General features: G+C 67.7%; 20 protein-coding genes and 2 pseudogenes. 16 read left to right on the forward strand and 6 right to left on the reverse strand.

The features are described 5' to 3' along the window. Positions 1-219, reverse strand: a 219-nt coding sequence (locus VIM19_18615) for a helix-turn-helix domain-containing protein (GenBank protein ID HEY5186861.1), incomplete at its 3' end; no start/stop codon positions are given. Positions 220-280: 61 nt separating this feature from the next. On the opposite strand from VIM19_18615, the gene VIM19_18620 reads away from it, so the two are divergent. Continuing rightward, complete coding sequence (locus VIM19_18620) at positions 281-604, forward strand: hypothetical protein (protein HEY5186862.1); 324 nt, start codon at positions 281-283, stop codon at positions 602-604. A gap of 14 nt (positions 605-618) precedes the next feature. On the opposite strand, the pseudogene VIM19_18625 reads toward VIM19_18620, so the two are convergent. Then, positions 619-735, reverse strand: a pseudogene (locus VIM19_18625) (GNAT family N-acetyltransferase). Between the two features lie 195 nt (positions 736-930). Here VIM19_18625 and VIM19_18630 point away from each other — a divergent pair. The 8 genes and pseudogenes from VIM19_18630 to VIM19_18665 all read left to right on the forward strand — a co-directional run bounded on the left by VIM19_18630 (position 931) and on the right by VIM19_18665 (position 7,420). Then, positions 931-1,518, forward strand: a complete 588-nt coding sequence (locus VIM19_18630; protein ID HEY5186863.1) for a DUF664 domain-containing protein — start codon at positions 931-933, stop codon at positions 1,516-1,518. 682 nt (positions 1,519-2,200) lie between these two features. After that, a complete protein-coding gene (locus VIM19_18635; protein HEY5186864.1) occupies positions 2,201-2,473 on the forward strand; it encodes an adhesin in 273 nt (90 codons plus the stop codon). Between the two features lie 343 nt (positions 2,474-2,816). Continuing rightward, positions 2,817-3,461 (forward strand): helix-turn-helix domain-containing protein, encoded by a 645-nt coding sequence (locus VIM19_18640; GenBank protein ID HEY5186865.1) that lies wholly within the window; start codon positions 2,817-2,819, stop codon positions 3,459-3,461. A gap of 17 nt (positions 3,462-3,478) precedes the next feature. After that, complete coding sequence (locus tag VIM19_18645; protein ID HEY5186866.1) at positions 3,479-4,168, forward strand: hemerythrin domain-containing protein; 690 nt, start codon at positions 3,479-3,481, stop codon at positions 4,166-4,168. A 24-nt stretch (positions 4,169-4,192) separates the two neighbouring features. Then, positions 4,193-5,017 carry a hypothetical protein gene (locus VIM19_18650; GenBank protein ID HEY5186867.1) on the forward strand — a complete coding sequence of 275 codons (825 nt, stop codon included), beginning with the start codon at positions 4,193-4,195 and terminating at the stop codon, positions 5,015-5,017. Between the two features lie 1,019 nt (positions 5,018-6,036). Continuing rightward, positions 6,037-6,201, forward strand: coding sequence for a DUF6444 domain-containing protein (locus VIM19_18655; protein HEY5186868.1), 165 nt, complete (start codon positions 6,037-6,039; stop codon positions 6,199-6,201). Continuing rightward, positions 6,126-6,326 (forward strand): annotated as a pseudogene (locus VIM19_18660) (IS630 family transposase). Before VIM19_18655 ends, VIM19_18660 begins: the two are co-directional and overlap by 76 nt. Positions 6,327-6,940: 614 nt before the next feature. Then, complete coding sequence (locus tag VIM19_18665; GenBank protein HEY5186869.1) at positions 6,941-7,420, forward strand: hypothetical protein; 480 nt, start codon at positions 6,941-6,943, stop codon at positions 7,418-7,420. Between the two features lie 307 nt (positions 7,421-7,727). On the opposite strand, the gene VIM19_18670 is transcribed toward VIM19_18665, so the two are convergent. After that, positions 7,728-9,137 carry an ATP-binding protein gene (locus VIM19_18670; protein HEY5186870.1) on the reverse strand — a complete coding sequence of 470 codons (1,410 nt, stop codon included), beginning with the start codon at positions 9,135-9,137 and terminating at the stop codon, positions 7,728-7,730. Positions 9,138-9,140: 3 nt separating this feature from the next. Next, on the reverse strand, positions 9,141-9,821 hold the full coding sequence (locus VIM19_18675; protein HEY5186871.1) for a response regulator transcription factor: 681 nt from the start codon (positions 9,819-9,821) through the stop codon (positions 9,141-9,143). Between the two features lie 150 nt (positions 9,822-9,971). Here VIM19_18675 and VIM19_18680 point away from each other — a divergent pair, with 150 nt between their 5' ends. From VIM19_18680 to VIM19_18705, 6 genes are all read left to right on the forward strand, one after another. Further along, positions 9,972-10,403, forward strand: a complete 432-nt coding sequence (locus VIM19_18680) for a hypothetical protein (GenBank protein ID HEY5186872.1) — start codon at positions 9,972-9,974, stop codon at positions 10,401-10,403. After that, positions 10,403-11,470 carry an FAD:protein FMN transferase gene (locus VIM19_18685; GenBank protein HEY5186873.1) on the forward strand — a complete coding sequence of 356 codons (1,068 nt, stop codon included), beginning with the start codon at positions 10,403-10,405 and terminating at the stop codon, positions 11,468-11,470. The genes VIM19_18680 and VIM19_18685 overlap by 1 nt, the downstream gene beginning before the upstream one ends. 5 nt (positions 11,471-11,475) lie before the next feature. Next, on the forward strand, positions 11,476-12,099 hold the full coding sequence (locus tag VIM19_18690) for a ferric reductase-like transmembrane domain-containing protein (protein ID HEY5186874.1): 624 nt from the start codon (positions 11,476-11,478) through the stop codon (positions 12,097-12,099). Beyond that, positions 12,096-13,406, forward strand: a complete 1,311-nt coding sequence (locus VIM19_18695; protein ID HEY5186875.1) for an NADH-ubiquinone oxidoreductase-F iron-sulfur binding region domain-containing protein — start codon at positions 12,096-12,098, stop codon at positions 13,404-13,406. The genes VIM19_18690 and VIM19_18695 overlap by 4 nt, the downstream gene beginning before the upstream one ends. Continuing rightward, positions 13,403-13,618 (forward strand): ferredoxin, encoded by a 216-nt coding sequence (locus VIM19_18700; protein ID HEY5186876.1) that lies wholly within the window; start codon positions 13,403-13,405, stop codon positions 13,616-13,618. Before VIM19_18695 ends, VIM19_18700 begins: the two co-directional genes overlap by 4 nt. Positions 13,619-13,794: 176 nt before the next feature. Continuing rightward, on the forward strand, positions 13,795-14,343 hold the full coding sequence (locus tag VIM19_18705; GenBank protein HEY5186877.1) for a YdeI/OmpD-associated family protein: 549 nt from the start codon (positions 13,795-13,797) through the stop codon (positions 14,341-14,343). A 126-nt stretch (positions 14,344-14,469) separates the two neighbouring features. Here VIM19_18705 and VIM19_18710 read toward each other — a convergent pair whose 3' ends face one another. Continuing rightward, positions 14,470-14,625 carry a hypothetical protein gene (locus VIM19_18710; protein ID HEY5186878.1) on the reverse strand — a complete coding sequence of 52 codons (156 nt, stop codon included), beginning with the start codon at positions 14,623-14,625 and terminating at the stop codon, positions 14,470-14,472. A 20-nt stretch (positions 14,626-14,645) separates the two neighbouring features. Between VIM19_18710 and VIM19_18715 the strand changes: the two genes are divergently transcribed. Next, positions 14,646-15,068: a nucleoside deaminase gene (locus VIM19_18715; GenBank protein HEY5186879.1), complete on the forward strand. Its 423-nt coding sequence runs from the start codon at positions 14,646-14,648 to the stop codon at positions 15,066-15,068. Positions 15,069-15,448: 380 nt separating this feature from the next. Here VIM19_18715 and VIM19_18720 read toward each other — a convergent pair. Beyond that, positions 15,449-15,852, reverse strand: a 404-nt coding sequence (locus tag VIM19_18720) for an ATP-binding protein (GenBank protein ID HEY5186880.1), incomplete at its 5' end; no start/stop codon positions are given.

The following is a 15,852-nucleotide window of genomic DNA, read 5'->3' on the forward strand; positions in this document are numbered from 1 at the left end:
GCCCGCATCCGCGAACCGGGAACGCCACCGCCGCACCGTGTCGGAGTCCACCTCGAACCGGCGGGCGATCTCCTCGTTCGCGACCCCGTCCGCGGCCAGCAGCAACGCCCTCGCCTGCACCACCACCCGATGCGCCAGCACGGTCGAGGCCGCCAACCGCCTCAGCTCGGCCCGCTGCTCATCGCTCACCGGCAACGCCGGCGCAATCTTGATCGGCATGAGCCATACTACCGCACTATTCCACCGACAGACCACTAGGCTCGATCCAAGGGAGGGGCCAATGACTGACATCGCGCTGCGCGCCGACGAGAAGGGTCCGAATCGCAGCTACCTGGACGCTTCGCTCAACGCTGAGGGCAACTTGGTCCTCGCCGGGCACGACCTGGGACCAGGCACCGCGATCGTCTCGCCCGACGGCGAATACGAGTACTGGATCACCGTCAAAGCCGGACACTTCCCTCAGCTACTCGCGCTGCTTGAGGCGAATCCCGACGCTGACGTTCTCCAAGTCCTGGCTGAACACTGGACCGGCGAGCGGTCCTACGAGCTGGAGCGACTAATCCGAGGAAGCGCCATCCCCCAGGAGTTCTTCTCCTACTCGTAGCGTTTCTCGACTGAGCCCATGCACCAACACCCACCCCAGACGCCATTGTTCGCCTCGACCAGACGAGCGAAGTCATCCCAGGTATCCGGCGACAGCTCGCGCGTGCGGTACACGCCGTGATCTGCTTCCATCACTTCATCATGCCCGCCCTCGACGAGGTCGCGAGGGCCCTTGGCGCGTAGGTGCCGTGCAGGGCGGGGTGATTCGGCCTGGGTTCGTGGGGGACGGTGTTGCCAATGAGGTTGCCCGCTGCTGTTGGCGGCGTGGCAGCGAGCGGGGATGCTCGCTGTGGTGGGCAAGGGCGTCGGCGGTTCTAAGGTGACGCCATGTCGTCGAACGACTTTCCCTGGGAACCGCCGCTGGCCGGTGGCGAGACGGAACACCTCTTCGGTGCGCTGGACCGGCTCCGCACCACGTTTCGCTGGAAGGCCGATGGCCTCGACGACCAGGGGCTGGGTGCCACCATCGGCGCCTCCACCTTGACGATCGGGTCGTTGCTCAAGCACCTGGCCTTCGTCGAAGCCTTCTACTCGCGAGTCAAGCTCGCGGGCCAGTCACCCGGCGCGCCGTGGGAGACCGTCGATTGGGAGGTCAACCCGGGTTGGGACTTCACGTCCGCCGCCGACGACTCCGCTGAGGAGCTGTACGCGCTGTACGACGACGCCGTTGCCCGGGCCCGCACGAGCTACAGGAGCGCAGTGGCCGACGGCGGCCTGGACCAGATCGTTGATGCCAATGATGACGCCGGCCGCCATGCGAGTCTGCGCAGGCTGGTCTTCGACCTCGTCGAGGAGTACGGCCGTCACACCGGGCACGCCGATCTGCTCCGCGAGGCCGTCGACGGCCGGGTCGGCGAAGATCCGCCGGCTGGCTGGCGGCCCGAGTCCGGCTCCTACCAGATCCCGGGGGCGTGAGCTGCCGAGACGTTGTGTTCACTCCGCGAGGCCGGCTCCTACATGCCTGTTCGCGTGCGTGAGGGGTATGCCTCAACGCGCAACCCGGATCCGGCCTGAGCCGGATCTACCGGTGGGTCGGTCCGATCGAGGGTGTAAGTGGTCATCCGTTCACCGGCCGGACCCCGCGGACCCAGGTGACCGAACGATGCGCTCGCCAGGCCGGCCGGGAGTAGAATGAAAGTGCGGTAATCGGGAGGGTCGGAAAGCCCTTTCAGGTCCGTGTCGGGAACGTCTGGATGCCCCGCAACTTGCATCGACGCGGAGGCCATGAACGCCTCGACGGAATGACAGAAGGCCCGCCCCACCGGGGACGGGCCTTCCGCGGCGCATCGTCCCCACCTCCTGTCCGGTCCCCGCCCGGTGAGGCAATGGCCGGCCGGCCCCCCGAACTTGCCCATCATCACCAGGATGGGTGCGCGTGGGGAGACCTCGTCGGGCTCGACCAAGCGGATCAACGCCGCATTTCCCGCCAGCCGCTGACCGCCGATGGGTCGCCCACGCTGAGCAGGACGCCGGTTTGCTATCGCGGGCGGTGAGGTCCACTGTGGGACGGGGTCGCTGCGCCAGCCTGAGTGTCTGCCGCGCCATCCACCACGCCGACCCAATCAGGCCCTCTTGTCGGGGCCATCGCGGGAGCAACATGCTGACGATCACCGAAGAAGCCGCAACCTTGATCCGTGCCTTGAGGCAAGACGCCGCGCTCCGGGAGCAAGCGGGTCTTCGGATGGTCGTCGACCCGACCAACCTGAGTCTGTCGATGGATCTTGTGGAGGCTCCGGCGGCGGGGGACACGGTTGTCGCCCGCTACGGAGCGCGCGTGTTCTTGTCACCCAGCGCGGCGTACCGGCTGGGTGAGGGAATCCTGCAGGCACAGATCACCGAGCAGAGCTCGCACTTCTTCCTCGATCGGTAGCGGCTCCCACCTTCGGCGTGACATCTTGACCTCCCCGTCGGGGCCACGCTGAAGGCGGCGCCGAAACGTCGGTCGTCGGGAAGCGTGCAATGGCAAACGGCCCGGTCCGAGGACTGACTCTGCGATGAGCCATGTCCACGATCACCTGGGGCGCCGGCGTGCCCGCTGGGCGCAGCGGACTCACCATCCAACTACCCACGGAAAGGTGAGGAGAACCAGGAATTGACCGTGTCGACGATGTTGACCAGCGGTTGACCGGCGCCTGTGACGCGTCCTCTGCCGTGAATGTCCCATTGATAGAACAGACTTGTAGTGAATCCAGATCCGTACTAGGTTCGCGTTTGTGCCACCAGCGTCAGGCAAGCCGACCAGTGCCACCCCGCGGCGCTACCGCTCGCCCCACCGGGCGCAGCAGGCCGAGCGGACGCGAGCTGCGGTCGTCGCTGCGGCGACCCGGCTGTTCACCGCGAACGGGTGGGCTGCGACCGGCATGCGTGACGTCGCACGGGAGGCGGGGGTGGCCACCGAGACGGTGTATGCGCACTTCTCGTCGAAGACCGGACTGCTCCAGCGGGCGATGGACGTCGCGGTGGTCGGTGACGACGCCCCCGTCGCGTTGGCCGAGCGTCCCGAGTTCGCGGCTCTCGCGCAGGGTTCTCGCGCCGACCGGATCGCGGCCGCCGCCATGCTGCTGACCGAGGTGAACCACCGGACTTCGGGATTCGCCAAGGTGCTCCGTGAGGCGGCCCCGACCGACGCGGTGATCGCGGAGATGCTCCGAGCCGCCCGCGAGCGGATCCGGGTCGACATCGCCGCCGGTGCGGCGGCCGTGATGGGTCGCAAGCCGACCCGACGTGAGCGCGACAGCCTATGGGCGCTGCTCAGCATCGAGGTGTACCTCCTCCTCGTCGAGGAGTCGGGGTGGAGCCTGAAGCAGTACCGCGCGTGGGTAGCAGAGGTATTGGAACGAGAGGTTCCGAGTTCCTAACCGATAGAGGGACTGCGATGAAGACCGATCCGAACGCACCGGCGGACACCCGCATGATGGGCATCGTCCACTCGGCCCTGCGTCGTGACTTGACGCGGACCACGACGGCTTTGAGCGCCGAACACCCACCGAGTGATGCGCAGCGTGTGGCTCTCGCCGCCCACCTGACCTGGATGATGGACTTCCTGCACGGCCACCACGAAGGCGAAGACGTCGGCCTATGGCCTCTGATCCGGTCGCTGGACCCCTCGGCTGCTGACCTCCTCGACCAGATGGAGCACGACCACTCCCAGATCGCGCCCGAGATCGAGGGGCTGCGCATCGCCACCCGCCGCTACGCCGGCGACCCAGCCGCGCCGGCCCGCGACGGCCTGATCGAGGCACTGGCCTCGCTGCGCGCGGTCCTGGACCCGCACCTGCACCGCGAGGAAGCCGAGATGATGCCGATCGTCTCCCGGACCCTCACGCACGCCCAATGGGAGAACTTCAACCAGGAGCACTACATCAAGACGAAGTCCAAGAGCGAGCTCGGTCACGAAGGTCACTGGCTGATCGACAGCATCGACCCCGCCGGCTACAAGGTCGTGGTAGGCAACGTGCCAGCCATCCCGCGCTTCGTCCTGCTCCACGCCTTCGCCGGGCAGTACGCGCGTGCCTGCGCGGCCCGCTGGGGGCCGACGGTGACGGTCAAACCACTCGCCGCCTAGCGCACCGTCTTCTGCGTCCTACAGGTGACGGGGCTGCTGAGGGTTTCGTTGACCCTGACCTGTGGCGACGAAGGCCGCCGCTGGAAGGATCCCGACCATGCCCGAGCCCTGACCCCGATGATCGCTTCGCTGCCCGATGCGCTGCGCCGGACGTTGACCTGGGACCAGGGTAAGGAGATGGCCGAGCACGCCCTCATCGCCATCGAGGCGGACATCGACATCTTCTTCGGAGACCCGCACTCACCCTGGCAGCGCGGCAGCAACGAGAACACCAACGGGATGTCCGCCAGCACCGGCCCAAGGGCACGACATGCGTCAACTCACCCAGGCCGGCTGCGACGAGGTCGCCCTCCGGATGAACACCCGGCCCCGTCAGACCCTGGGATGGAAGGCTCCACGCGAGGCCCTCAACGGGGCCCTCGGTGCGACAGCCGCTTGAGACCGCCATCGGCAGCGCGCCGCAGTGATGCTCCTACTGTCAAAGCCAGGCTGTGTGACCTCTGGGATTCCACCCAGAAGTCAAACGGCGTGGTGCACCGCGAGCACGGCTTTGACGTCCACCCGTGTGTCCGCACGTCCACCAGCGCCGGGCGAACCGGGGTCACCCCGCTATCGGCGGTGTCCCGTGTCGGCAGGCTTGCCGACATTCTGCCGACACAGCATCAGGGCCATGACCTGCGTAAACGTGGTAGCGGGGGCAGGATTTTCATCCGTTGGAACGGATACACCGGAGGCGACCGTGTCATCCTCATCCGCGTCTTCAACGACATCATTGGTCCCGACGCACGAACCGACGCCTTCCACGGTCTCTTCGAGGCCCCTCGCCACCAAGACCGCCACGACGCCTGAACCCATCCGTCGAGATGCTGATGGCTTTGCGCTGGGCGGACCACCCAAACCTGTTGCCCCGGCGGACTCCTACGAGCCGAGCGACTCGGACTGCTTGAGGCTCCTGGAAGAGGTCGGCGCTTGGTCGGACTACCAGAACCAGCACCGTCCGGCTGGGTCGACCAATGACTTCCCGTCCAGCGGCGAGGTCCAGTACTTGTATCTGTACTGCGGCCTGGACTACTGACCACATCTTCGACCTGGCGTTCTGCCAGAAGACAACCATCAGGGTCTACGGCCTGCTGCGCGCCCCGTGGACGGACGAGGCGGCCAGAGACCCACGGGGGGAACGATCCGCAGACGGCCCTAGCTTCGGCGCGCCTGCAGGTGATCCACGTGGCTGACGCTCACCGTGAACCGCATGACGGTCCGCCGGAGTACAGGTGAGAGCCGGTTCCGCCCCCGTGCAAACCGGCTGGCCCTGCTGATGGACCAGGTGTTCGACTCGTTGGAGGACAGGAATCGAGCGTTCGATGAGGCGCTCGGGGTTCAGCGGGACCAGCCGTCGATTCGTGAGTTCCCGGGTCCCAGGGCGGGCTGTGGTCACGTTCGGGTAATCCATTGGACGGCTGAGGCGACGTTAGGGGAGACCGCGTGAGGACTCAGTCCCTGGATCGTCAGTCCGGTGGCCGCACAGCACAGGATGGCGTGCGGTGGTACCCGGCACGGTGGCAGGCGTCTGCAACTCGCAGGCGGCCCGTGACCTGGGCGCGATCCCCAAGGGCGCTCGCAGCGGTAGCCGCTAAGGCTGGTGTTCCAACCCGGCATCCAGCAGGAGCGGCTTCTCCTCGGTCGGCCGCCCTGTAGCGGCTTTCTCGTCCGCCATCTGTTGGTCGCACGGGCGAGGTGCGGGACGCTTCACCTGTCCGTTCTGCGACTTCCCCCGCAGGTAGGTGCTTTTCGTGGTCGATCCGTCGTGTTCTCCGATTCCTGAGGCTCCATCGTTGAAGCAGCTGCTGGTGCTGCTCGCGGAGCGGGATGTGGCGCTCGCGCAGCGCGATGCGCTGATCGCCGCGTTGGCTGCTCGGGTCGCGGAGTTGGAAGCGCGGTTGGGGAAGAACTCGCGGAACTCGTGGAGATCCTCTTCGGGATCATCACCCGCCAGGCGATCCGCCGAGGCACCTTCACCTCAGTCAAAGAATTGATCACCGCGATCGAGACGTTCATCGACGGCTGGAACGACCGATGCGCGCCCTTCGTCTGGACCAAGAACGCCGACGACATCATCGCCAAGGCCCACCGCAAGACAACTTCAAACACGCGACACTAGCGGCACGTCGGAGCGGCGCGTAGAGCCAGTCCGTTCAACGTTCCCGGCCCCGCTCGTGGCCTGCATGCCGACGACGCTCGGTTGCGTCGAGACTCGCGCCGATCGCGATACCGATCCCCGCACCGATGCTGAGACCAAGCGCGATGCCGCCGTCCCCCAGCCGAGGAGCCCAACGATCAACCCGATCCCTGCACCAATCGAGACACCGAGACCGGTCCACCAAGACTCGGACTTGGTTGGGGTCCCATCGTGTCTGGCCATGATCAGCCGTCTTCCTCTTGGGTCAGCATCCACACTGTGCCGCTCAGGTCGCCACTCAACTAGAGGCGAAAGGGCCGATGAGGCCATGAACCACTGCTCCGAAGCGCGACGAACCTCACCGGCTGCCTGCTCGAACGGCTGGACGACCCGTCCACGGTCGGCATCGCGTCGGCCCGCGCGAGTTCGCGCCGGCCATCGGCGGACGCGGTCAGGGCCTCAGCCCAAGCGCCCGAAGGGTGTCCGAGTCCACCGATCATCCTGAGGGGTCTGCCGCCACTGGGGGCAGCTGACGAACGCTGTGGCGGCCCCGAAGGCGCCGGCGCCGATCTCGTTCAGCAAGAGCAAGCTCGCCGGTGATCTCGACGCGGCCGACCACACTGCAGTTCGGGCCGGACGGACGCCTTAACGTGCTTCAGCAGGACGGCACGATCAACATCTACACGGTGACCCGCAACGCGAAGAACGCGTACAGCGAGACGTCCACCGAGACCGTCCTGCAGATCAGGAACATCCCCAACCACGACAACACCACCGGTGCGGTCAACAACACGCTGGGTGTGCGCCAAGGGACCGGGATGCTCGTGCTCGGGACAGCAGCTCAACCGATCGTGTACGTGTCCTCGAGCGACCCGCGTTACAGCGGCGGACCCAGGGGCGACCTGAACGTGGACACCAACTCCGGCATCGTCTCGAAGCTGACGTGGACCGGCACCGCGTGGACCAAGTTCGACATCGTCCGCGGGCTGCCCCGCTCGGAGGAGAACCACTCGGTCACCGGACTCGCGATCAACGCAGCCGGCAGCGTGCTCTACCTCGCGGTCGGAGATCGTTGAGGGCCCTATGGCGAGGGGGTGCCCACAGAGTCGCACTTCCCGCGATGACCACCCGATCCTCAACGAAGTCGACCGCCAACAGCAACGCGCCGCCGTCCGGCAGCCCAGATATGGTCGGCCGAAGACTGCCCGTGGGTAGAGCACGACCGCATCGGGAGACCCCGCAACGAGCGGCTCGCCGCTCCAGCACGCGGCGTGATCGCAGGCTGGCACAGCAGGCCGGTCGGTCACCCCTCATCGGCGTGTGCGGGGTCGAAGGTTCGATCCCTGCCCGCTCCCGAGTGCTTACAGGGATGGCCACCGGGAGTCAGCCGACCCCGGGCACATTCGTGTGCGCAGTGCCGGCGCTACCGTTCATGACCGGTAGCTCCAACCGGACCGCGGCGCCTCCTTCCGGCTGGTTGCGAGCGATCGCCCGGCCACCGTGGGCCACCGAGATTGCCTGCACGATGGCCAGTCCGAGGCCGGCTCCTCCCTCGGACCTCGCGCGTACGCTGTCGGGTCGCCGGAAGCGCTCGAAAGCGTGGGGCAGGAACTCGGGCGGGAACCCGGGCCCGGAGTCGCAGACCTCAACGATCAGGTCTGAGCCGACCGCGTGAGCCGAGACCACGACCTGCGTTCCCACGGCGGCAAAACGCAGTGCGTTGTCCAGGAGGTTGTCGACTGCCTGCCGCATACGGTCGGGGTCGACGAACGCTTTGAGGCCAGCACGTGCCTCGACCCGGCACTCAACACCCGCGTCGGCGGCACGGGCGCTGGCGAGTTCGGCGCAGCGGGCGAGGAGGAGTCCGATATCGGTCGGCGCGAGGCGCGGGGTGAGCGTTGCCTCGTCACTCCTGGCCAGGAGCAGAAGGTCGTCCGTGATGCGTGTCAGCCGAGCAGCCTCGTCGGCGGCACTGGACACCGCCGCGGTGAGCTCGGCCCGGCTTCTGCCCGGCCGGCTGGCAAGCTCAAGCTCCGCACGCAGCACCGCGAACGGAGTGCGAAGCTCGTGACTGGCGTCCGCGACGAAGGCACGCTGCCGAGCAAGCGCACGCTGCAGACGGCTCAGCAGGTCGTTCATGGTTCCGGCCAGCGCAGCGATCTCGTCGTGAGTCCCCGGTACCCGCAGGTGCGGCGCCGGGTCCCGCTCGGACAACGCGGCAGTCTCGCGCCGCAGCCGCTCGACAGGGGCAAGAGCTAGGCGGGCCAGCCCATAGGCCCCGAGACCGGCGACCAGCACGAAGACAGCGCCCCCGAGAAGAAGTTCCCACCGGACATTGCCCATGGTGCGGTCGAACGATTCGAGGGAGACGCCGGCGACGGCGACCCAGCCGGGGTGCCCTGGAACGGGCGCGGCGACAACGCGCGCCCGTTCCTCATCGACCATCTGGGTCACTGCGAGCTGGCCGGATCGCGCCTGAAGCAACACGGTGGGGGTGAGCAACGGGACGGTCCCGGCGTCCTTGCTGGCCCCGCGAACGTTGCCGGTGGCGTCAATCAGCTGGACGACGTATTCGCCCGGCGAGGGATTGCTCGGCCCGACCGGCGGCGAAGTCGCCCCTTGGCTTCCCGGTGTGAGGTAACGGTCGGCCTGAGCGAGCTGGGCGGCGAGCTGAGTGTCGATCGTACGCATCAGAGCGGAGGAGAGCTTGGCGACGAACAGCCAGCCCCCGAGGCCGAACGCGGTCGCCAGGGCAACACTGAAGATCACCGCGACGCGCAGGCGGATCGACACTGTCTACGCCTGTTCCACCTGGCGGAGCCGGTAGCCCATCCCCCGGACGGTCTCGATGTCGTGACGCCCGAACGGCAGGTCGACCTTGCGCCGTAGGTAGGTCACGTACTGGTCGACAACGTTCGACGTACCCTCGTAGGCGAAATCCCAGGCGGCGTCGATGATCTGCGACCGGGTGAGGACAACACCGCTGTGCCGGAGAAACAGCTCCAACAGGGCGAACTCTTTAGGTGACAGCTGTAGCTCGGTGTCACCGCGCCATGCCCGTCTCGTGGCGGGGTCCAGCTTGAGGTCGCCCTCGCTCAAGACCGTGGGACGGGCGCGGTCGTCCCGGCGGGCAAGCGCGCGCAGCCTCGCCGCGAGCTCCAGGAGGCTGAACGGCTTGACCAGGTAGTCGTCCGCTCCGGCGTCCAGGCCGCGAACCCGGTCGCCGACCTCATCCCGTGCGGTCAACATCAGCACCGGGGTCCAGATGCCCTCGGTGCGTAACTTGCGACACAGCGCGAATCCGTCCAGCCCCGGAAGCATGACATCCAGGACGATCGCCGCGTACGGATTCTCCGTGGCCATCCACAGCCCGTCGGCGCCATCGGAGGCGACGTCGACCGCGTGGCCTTCCTCCTCCAGCCCGCGCTTGAGCAGTCGGGCCATCCGGGCCTCGTCCTCGACCACGAGCACACGCATGGCACGAGGCTACGCAGGAGTCAGATGTGAAGAGACTAAGAAGAAGATGTGAGGCGTCACATCGGTCTCTCACGATCGCTCCATCCTCGCGGGCGCACCGTGGATTCGCCGGACCACTCCGGTGGCAGCACCCGCGGAAGGAACAGGCAGATGGACGCCAAGCGTGAGGCCGGGCTAAGACGCGAGCAGATGCCGCGGTTTGATGATTCCTCGTTCGTCCAGCGGGCGGTGATCGCTCGTGAGGACGGGATGCGCCGGTTGCGCCGCATGTCGAACTGGACTGCGGCGGTGCTGATCGTCGGTGTGGCGGCCACCAGCGGCTACTTCGCGCACACTACCCTCCCTGCGCCGGCCGCACGCGTGATTACGACGACGGTCCACACGTGCCCGGGGCCCTCGATCGGCACGTCGCAGAGGCCGACGCTGTCGAACGCGGTTGCCACCTCAGGCGGCTCGGGAGTAACCGTCGGAGCTTCCGGGTCGGCAGTGGCCGCCGGAGCCTCCGGCTCGGGGGTGACCTGCGGAACCTTGGGCTCGACCGGCGGTGGCGGTGGCACCGCAAGTCCCTGGCGGGACGACTGATGGCCCGCGCTGAGCTCGGCGTGCCCACGCCAATTCCGGCCGCCTGGCGGCGCATCGACATCGGGTCAGGTGCCATCGGTGTGGCCGAAAGGGACGCGCTGGGTACCGGTGCCCGGGTCGCTGTGTGGCCACCGCGCAACCTGCCCCGTCTACTCACCATCGTCGATTCCGAACTCGCGCGGTTGGACCGGCAAGTGAGCCGCTTCCGGGCCGACTCCGAGATTTCCCGGATCCACAGCGCCGGCGGCGTGGTCCACCGGGTCAGTGAAGGGCTCGCCGAGGCGATCCGGGTTGCGCTGGCCGCCGCACGCTGGACTGGGGGCCTGGTGGACCCGACGGTGGGGGCTGCCTTGGTGTCGCTCGGCTACGACCGTGACTTCGTCGAGATCGGCACTGGCCAGGCCTCAGTGGCTCCCGTCGCTGCCACCCCGGTGCCGGGTTGGCAGATGGTCAGGCTCGACGGGGCAGCCCTGCGCCTGCCCGACGGGATCACGCTTGATCTCGGCGCGACCGCCAAGGGCCTCGGAGCCGACCGAGCCGCAGCGGCGGCGTTCGCGGCCGCCGGGACCGGCGGCGTGCTGGTCAGCCTCGGCGGCGACATCGCCGTCGTCGGCGAGGCGCCAATGGACGGCTGGCCGGTCTGGGTCGCCGACGCAGACACGACTAGCGGCATGTCCCTAACAGCGGCGCAGCTGGTCAGGCTCGCCGTCGGGGCGCTGGCCAGCTCGTCAACCACCTGCCGGCGGTGGCAGCGGAACGGTCAGCAGATGCACCACATCGTGGATCCGCGAACCGGCCTTCCGGCCAACGGGCCGTGGCGCACGGCCAGCGTCGCGGCAGCCACCTGCGCAGCAGCCAACGCTGCATCGACCGCGGCGATCGTCGCCGGTGAGCAGGCAGAGGCGTGGCTGGTTGCCGAAGGGCTGACTGCCCGGCTCGTCGCCCACGACGGCACGGTGCGGCTCACTGGCGGGTGGCCTGCGACGAATGGCGGAACCCTCCCGGCATCGTGCAGAGGTCTCTTCGAGACCGGTTCGTACCAACACCAAGTCTGGAGTCGGTCATGACCGCCATGACAGTGCAAACGGGCGTGCAGTCCTTGTGGTTCCTATCCCGCGGCAGCGGCCTGATCCTGCTAGCGCTCTTCAGCGTCGTTGTGGTGCTCGGCATCGCGACCCGCACCGGATCGGTGCCGGCTCGCTGGCCGCGCTTCGCCGTCGCGGAGCTGCATCGGACGCTCTCGCTGTTCGCGGTTGCTCTGTTGGGTCTGCACGTCGCCACCGCAATCCTGGACCCCTTCGTCTCGATCGGCTGGGCGGCCGTCGTCCTGCCGTTCGTGTCGCCATATCGGCCGTTCGCGATTGGCATGGGCACACTCGCCGTCGACCTGGGCGCGGCGGTGCTGCTCACCAGCCTGGTTCGCGAGCGCCTTGGCTTCCGTGCCTGGCGCGCGGTGCACTGGCTCGCCTACCTGGCCTGGCCCGTGGCGTTCATCCACTCCCTGCGAGCAGGTACTGATCTCGGAGTCTGGTGGGTGGCTGTGGTCGAATGGGGATCCGCCATAATGCTGGCGACCGCCGTCCTGGCACGGTTGCTCGGCGGGGTCCGCACCCGCCCGGCAACGTCAGGCAGCGCGAGCGGCCTGCCGCTCGGGGTGGCGGCCCAGGACGCCGGTCAGGGGGCGAACGCCCGATGACACATGATGCCGACAGCCTGCTCAGGCCGAGCCGCCCCGACGGGCCGGTCGACCACCTGCCCAGGCTGCTCCCCGCCACGTTCGCGGCCGAGCCGGCTAGCCTCGACGAGCACGTCGCCAGGCATGGCCTTGTACCCTCCTGCGGCCGGGACCAACGACGTCGGGAAGAGTTGATCGGCGTCGTGGGCAGGGCCGGACTCACCGGACGTGGCGGCGCGAGCTTCCCAACCGCGAGGAAGTTGGCAGCAGTAGCGTCGGGACACCGTCGTCCGGTCGTCATCGCCAACGGCACGGAAGGCGAGCCCGCCAGCGCTAAGGACAAGGTCCTGCTGGCCCGGCAGCCACATCTGGTTCTGGACGGAGCAGTCCTTGCCGCCGAGATGATCGGCGCAAGCCGCGCTGTGGTCGTGGTCCATCACGCAGTTCGTGAGATCGTTGACAACGCTGCGGCGGAGCGAAGGCGCGCGGGCATCGACAAGGTTCGGATTCGGGTCATGACGGCGGCTGATCAGTTCGTCGCCGGCGAAGCCAGCGCTGTTGTGCATTGGGTCGAACGCGGCGTCGCCAAGCCCACCAAGACGCCGCCGCATGTCTCCGAGCACGGCCTGGAAGGAAGGCCGACTCTCGTGCAGAACGTGGAGACTTTGGCGCACATCGCACTGATCGCTCGACACGGGGCATCCTGGTTTCGCTCCGTCGGAACCCCGGCAGAGCCAGGGTCGATGCTCGTCACGCTCACGGGTGCGCTCCGACGGCCGGGCGTATACGAGATCGAGATCGGCACGCCCGTCTCGCAGATACTTGGCCTGGCCGGCGGTCCGTCAGCGCCACTGTCGGCACTCCTAGTAGGCGGCTACTTCGGAACGTGGGTGAACTGGGACTCCGCGGGGGCGCTTCCGTTCTCCGCAGCGGGCCTAGGCACACTCGGCGCCGGCCCCGGGGCCGGGCTCGTCGCCGCGTTGTCCGATGACAGCTGCGGGCTAACCGAGACAGCTCACGTGACGCGCTACCTCGCCTCCCAATCGGCTGGGCAGTGCGGTCCTTGCCTGTTCGGACTGAATTCGATCGCCGGCCAGATGGAGGCGCTCGCCGGAGGCCGCACGGACGACCCCGGCAAGCTTCTCCGCTGGCTAGGCCAAGTCGACGGGAGAGGAGCGTGCCGGCACCCCGATGGCCTGGTGCGGATGGTTCGCAGCGCGGTGGAATGCTTCGGCGTTGAGATTGACCAACACGCCCTGGGCCAGTGCTGCGGCACCGGCGCCACATCAATGCTCCCCGTCCCACCTCAAGCCAGGCGATGGCGATGACAGCCCTCGCCCAGCTTCGCGTCGACCCGATCGCTTGCGATGGACGAGGGCTCTGCGCCGAGCTTCTTCCGGAGGTCATCGCCCTCGACGACTGGGGCTTCCCGATGATCCGTGACGGCGACCTGCCCGCCGCCCTTCGAGAACAGGCCCTGGAGGTAGTACGGCTCTGTCCCAAGCTCGCCCTGTCGCTGGAACATTCCTCCATTCGGTAGGAGTCGGCGGCCCTTGTCGTAGGGGAACCGACTGTCCCAGGATCGAATTAGTCCCAGATCCGGAGTGGCGGTTCCGATCGGTTGGCGACGGTCGAGTCCCGAGGAACCATCCGGGGACAGGTCGAGGATGCCAACGGGTACCAGCCGTCGTGGAAGGTCGTGGAAGCATGCCTCGTGTGAGTCAGAGGACCGGGACGGCGATTCGGTTCGCGGCCAGGCTGGACCGCATCGATTCATCGACCATCGTGCGGTTGCCGAAACAGGCGAGCGGGCGCTTGCCCTCGCGCGGGCAGGTGGCCGTCCAGGGAACGGTCAATGGCCATGAATTCCTGACGGTGCTGGAGCCAGACGGCCAAGCGGGCCACTGGATGAAGGTTCCACAAGAACTACAGGACGTCGCTGACATAGGCGCCGGCGACGTCGTCAACCTCGAACTCGGGGCAACTCGAGACTGGCCGGAGCCGGACGTGCCATCAGACCTGGCAACCGCCCTGGCGACAGCGCCTCAGCAGATCCGAGACCTGTGGCACGGCATCACGCCGATGGCGCGTTGGGAGTGGGTGCGCTGGGTCAACGCGACCGCAAACCCGGTAACGCGCCAGCGGCGAGTCGACGTGAGCATCTCCAAGATGGACAGCGGCAAGCGGCGGCCGTGCTGCTTCGACCTGTCCGCCTGCACGGACCCAGCAGTGTCCAAGAACGGCAAGCTTCGCGGCGCAACGTGATCCACAGGTCAGTTGGCCGGACGTGTGGCCGCTGACCTTCGGTAGGTGCCGTTCCGCGCCACGCGAGTGTCAAGGTGACCTGGTCTCGAGCGACTTGAGGTCACGGATGGCATATCGGTTGTGCTCCTACTCCTCGTTGAGGATCACCTGGAGGCACTCCAGAACCGTGTGGGGGTCGTTCGGGTGGCCTGGCGTTGCCGGGGGGATGCAGACGCGTTCGAGCTCCTCGGACGTCACGGCAGCGATGGTCTGCTGCACCTCGTCCATCCGCTCACGACGCACTGCGAGGGCCTCATCGACAGTTGGCCGAGACGGACGGTGGCCCGTTCGCGGCAGCAGTCATCGAGATCGAGACGGGCCGTCTCGTGGCCCTGGCGACGAACCGGGTCACAGCGACTCCGGACCCGACGGCGCATTCCGAGATCGCCACGCTGCGCGCGGCCGCCGCGGCGCTGGACGGCACCGTCCTGATCGCCAGCTGCGAGCCCTGCCCGATGTGCCTCGCCGCATGTCTCTGGGCGCGAGTCGAGGCGGTGGTGTTCCTTGCCTCGCGTCGAGATGCCGCCGCCGTCGGTTTCGACGACGAGGTGTTCCACGCCGCGCTGGGCTCACCTTCCGCGCTGCCACCTACCATCGCCGGGATGCGGGTGTTCCGGCTGGACCACCCGCGGGTGCGAGAGCCGTTCGGTGCCTGGTCGGCCAACGCCGATCGCATCCCTTACTGAGCAGGCATCGACCGCACGGTTGCGCGCCGAGCCAGACGTGCATCCGGAGCAGGCCAGGACGGTCATGCGACGATGGGTCCGTTCACCGGACGAACGGACCGGACGATGACTCCTCGGGTCGGCATGATCTTCCCGCCCTGGTTCCCGCCGGAGCGGCTGCGCTCCACCGCGGGGGCGGCGGAGGAGCCTGGGGTCGACCAGCTATGGCTGTAGGAGGACTGCTTCAAGGAGGGCGGCGTCGATTGACTCCTCCAGGCTCAGCGTGCTCGATCGTCGTCGGGGTGGGAATCAGTGATCCCGACAGAATGCCGGATGACCCGCGCTCGATCGGCACTTCGCGCGCGGCGGGCTCCCAGACGGGACTCGGCGAGTGGCCGCCTTCAGGCAGCCGGATCGTCGAACAACTGCATCTCCTCCTCGTCAGGAGGTTGGAAGATCGTCGCCCACGCCTCGAAGTGCTCCCGCGTCATCGGTGCTGCGGTCCACTCGCCTGATGCGGTGCGCCGTTCAGCTCGCCGAACCAGCTCATCAAGGGGCGCAGAGAGGTAGTGCAGGTCCACTTCGACTCCGAGGGCGCGCGCGCCGAGACGCTTCTCATCCCGCTCGACCCGTGCCCAGTGGCCCCACTCCAAGATGACGCTCTGACCCCGACTGAGCAGTTCCTGCGCAAGATCCCAAAGCAACCGCTCGACACGGACGCGGAAGTCGTCATCCCACACATCCCCGCCGAGCTGCGTCACCCACGTGTCCTTATCGAGCCTGATCGCGGGGAGTTCGGCGGCCA

Source organism: Actinomycetes bacterium, assembly GCA_036510875.1.
Lineage (GTDB): Bacteria > Actinomycetota > Actinomycetes > Prado026 > Prado026 > DATCDE01.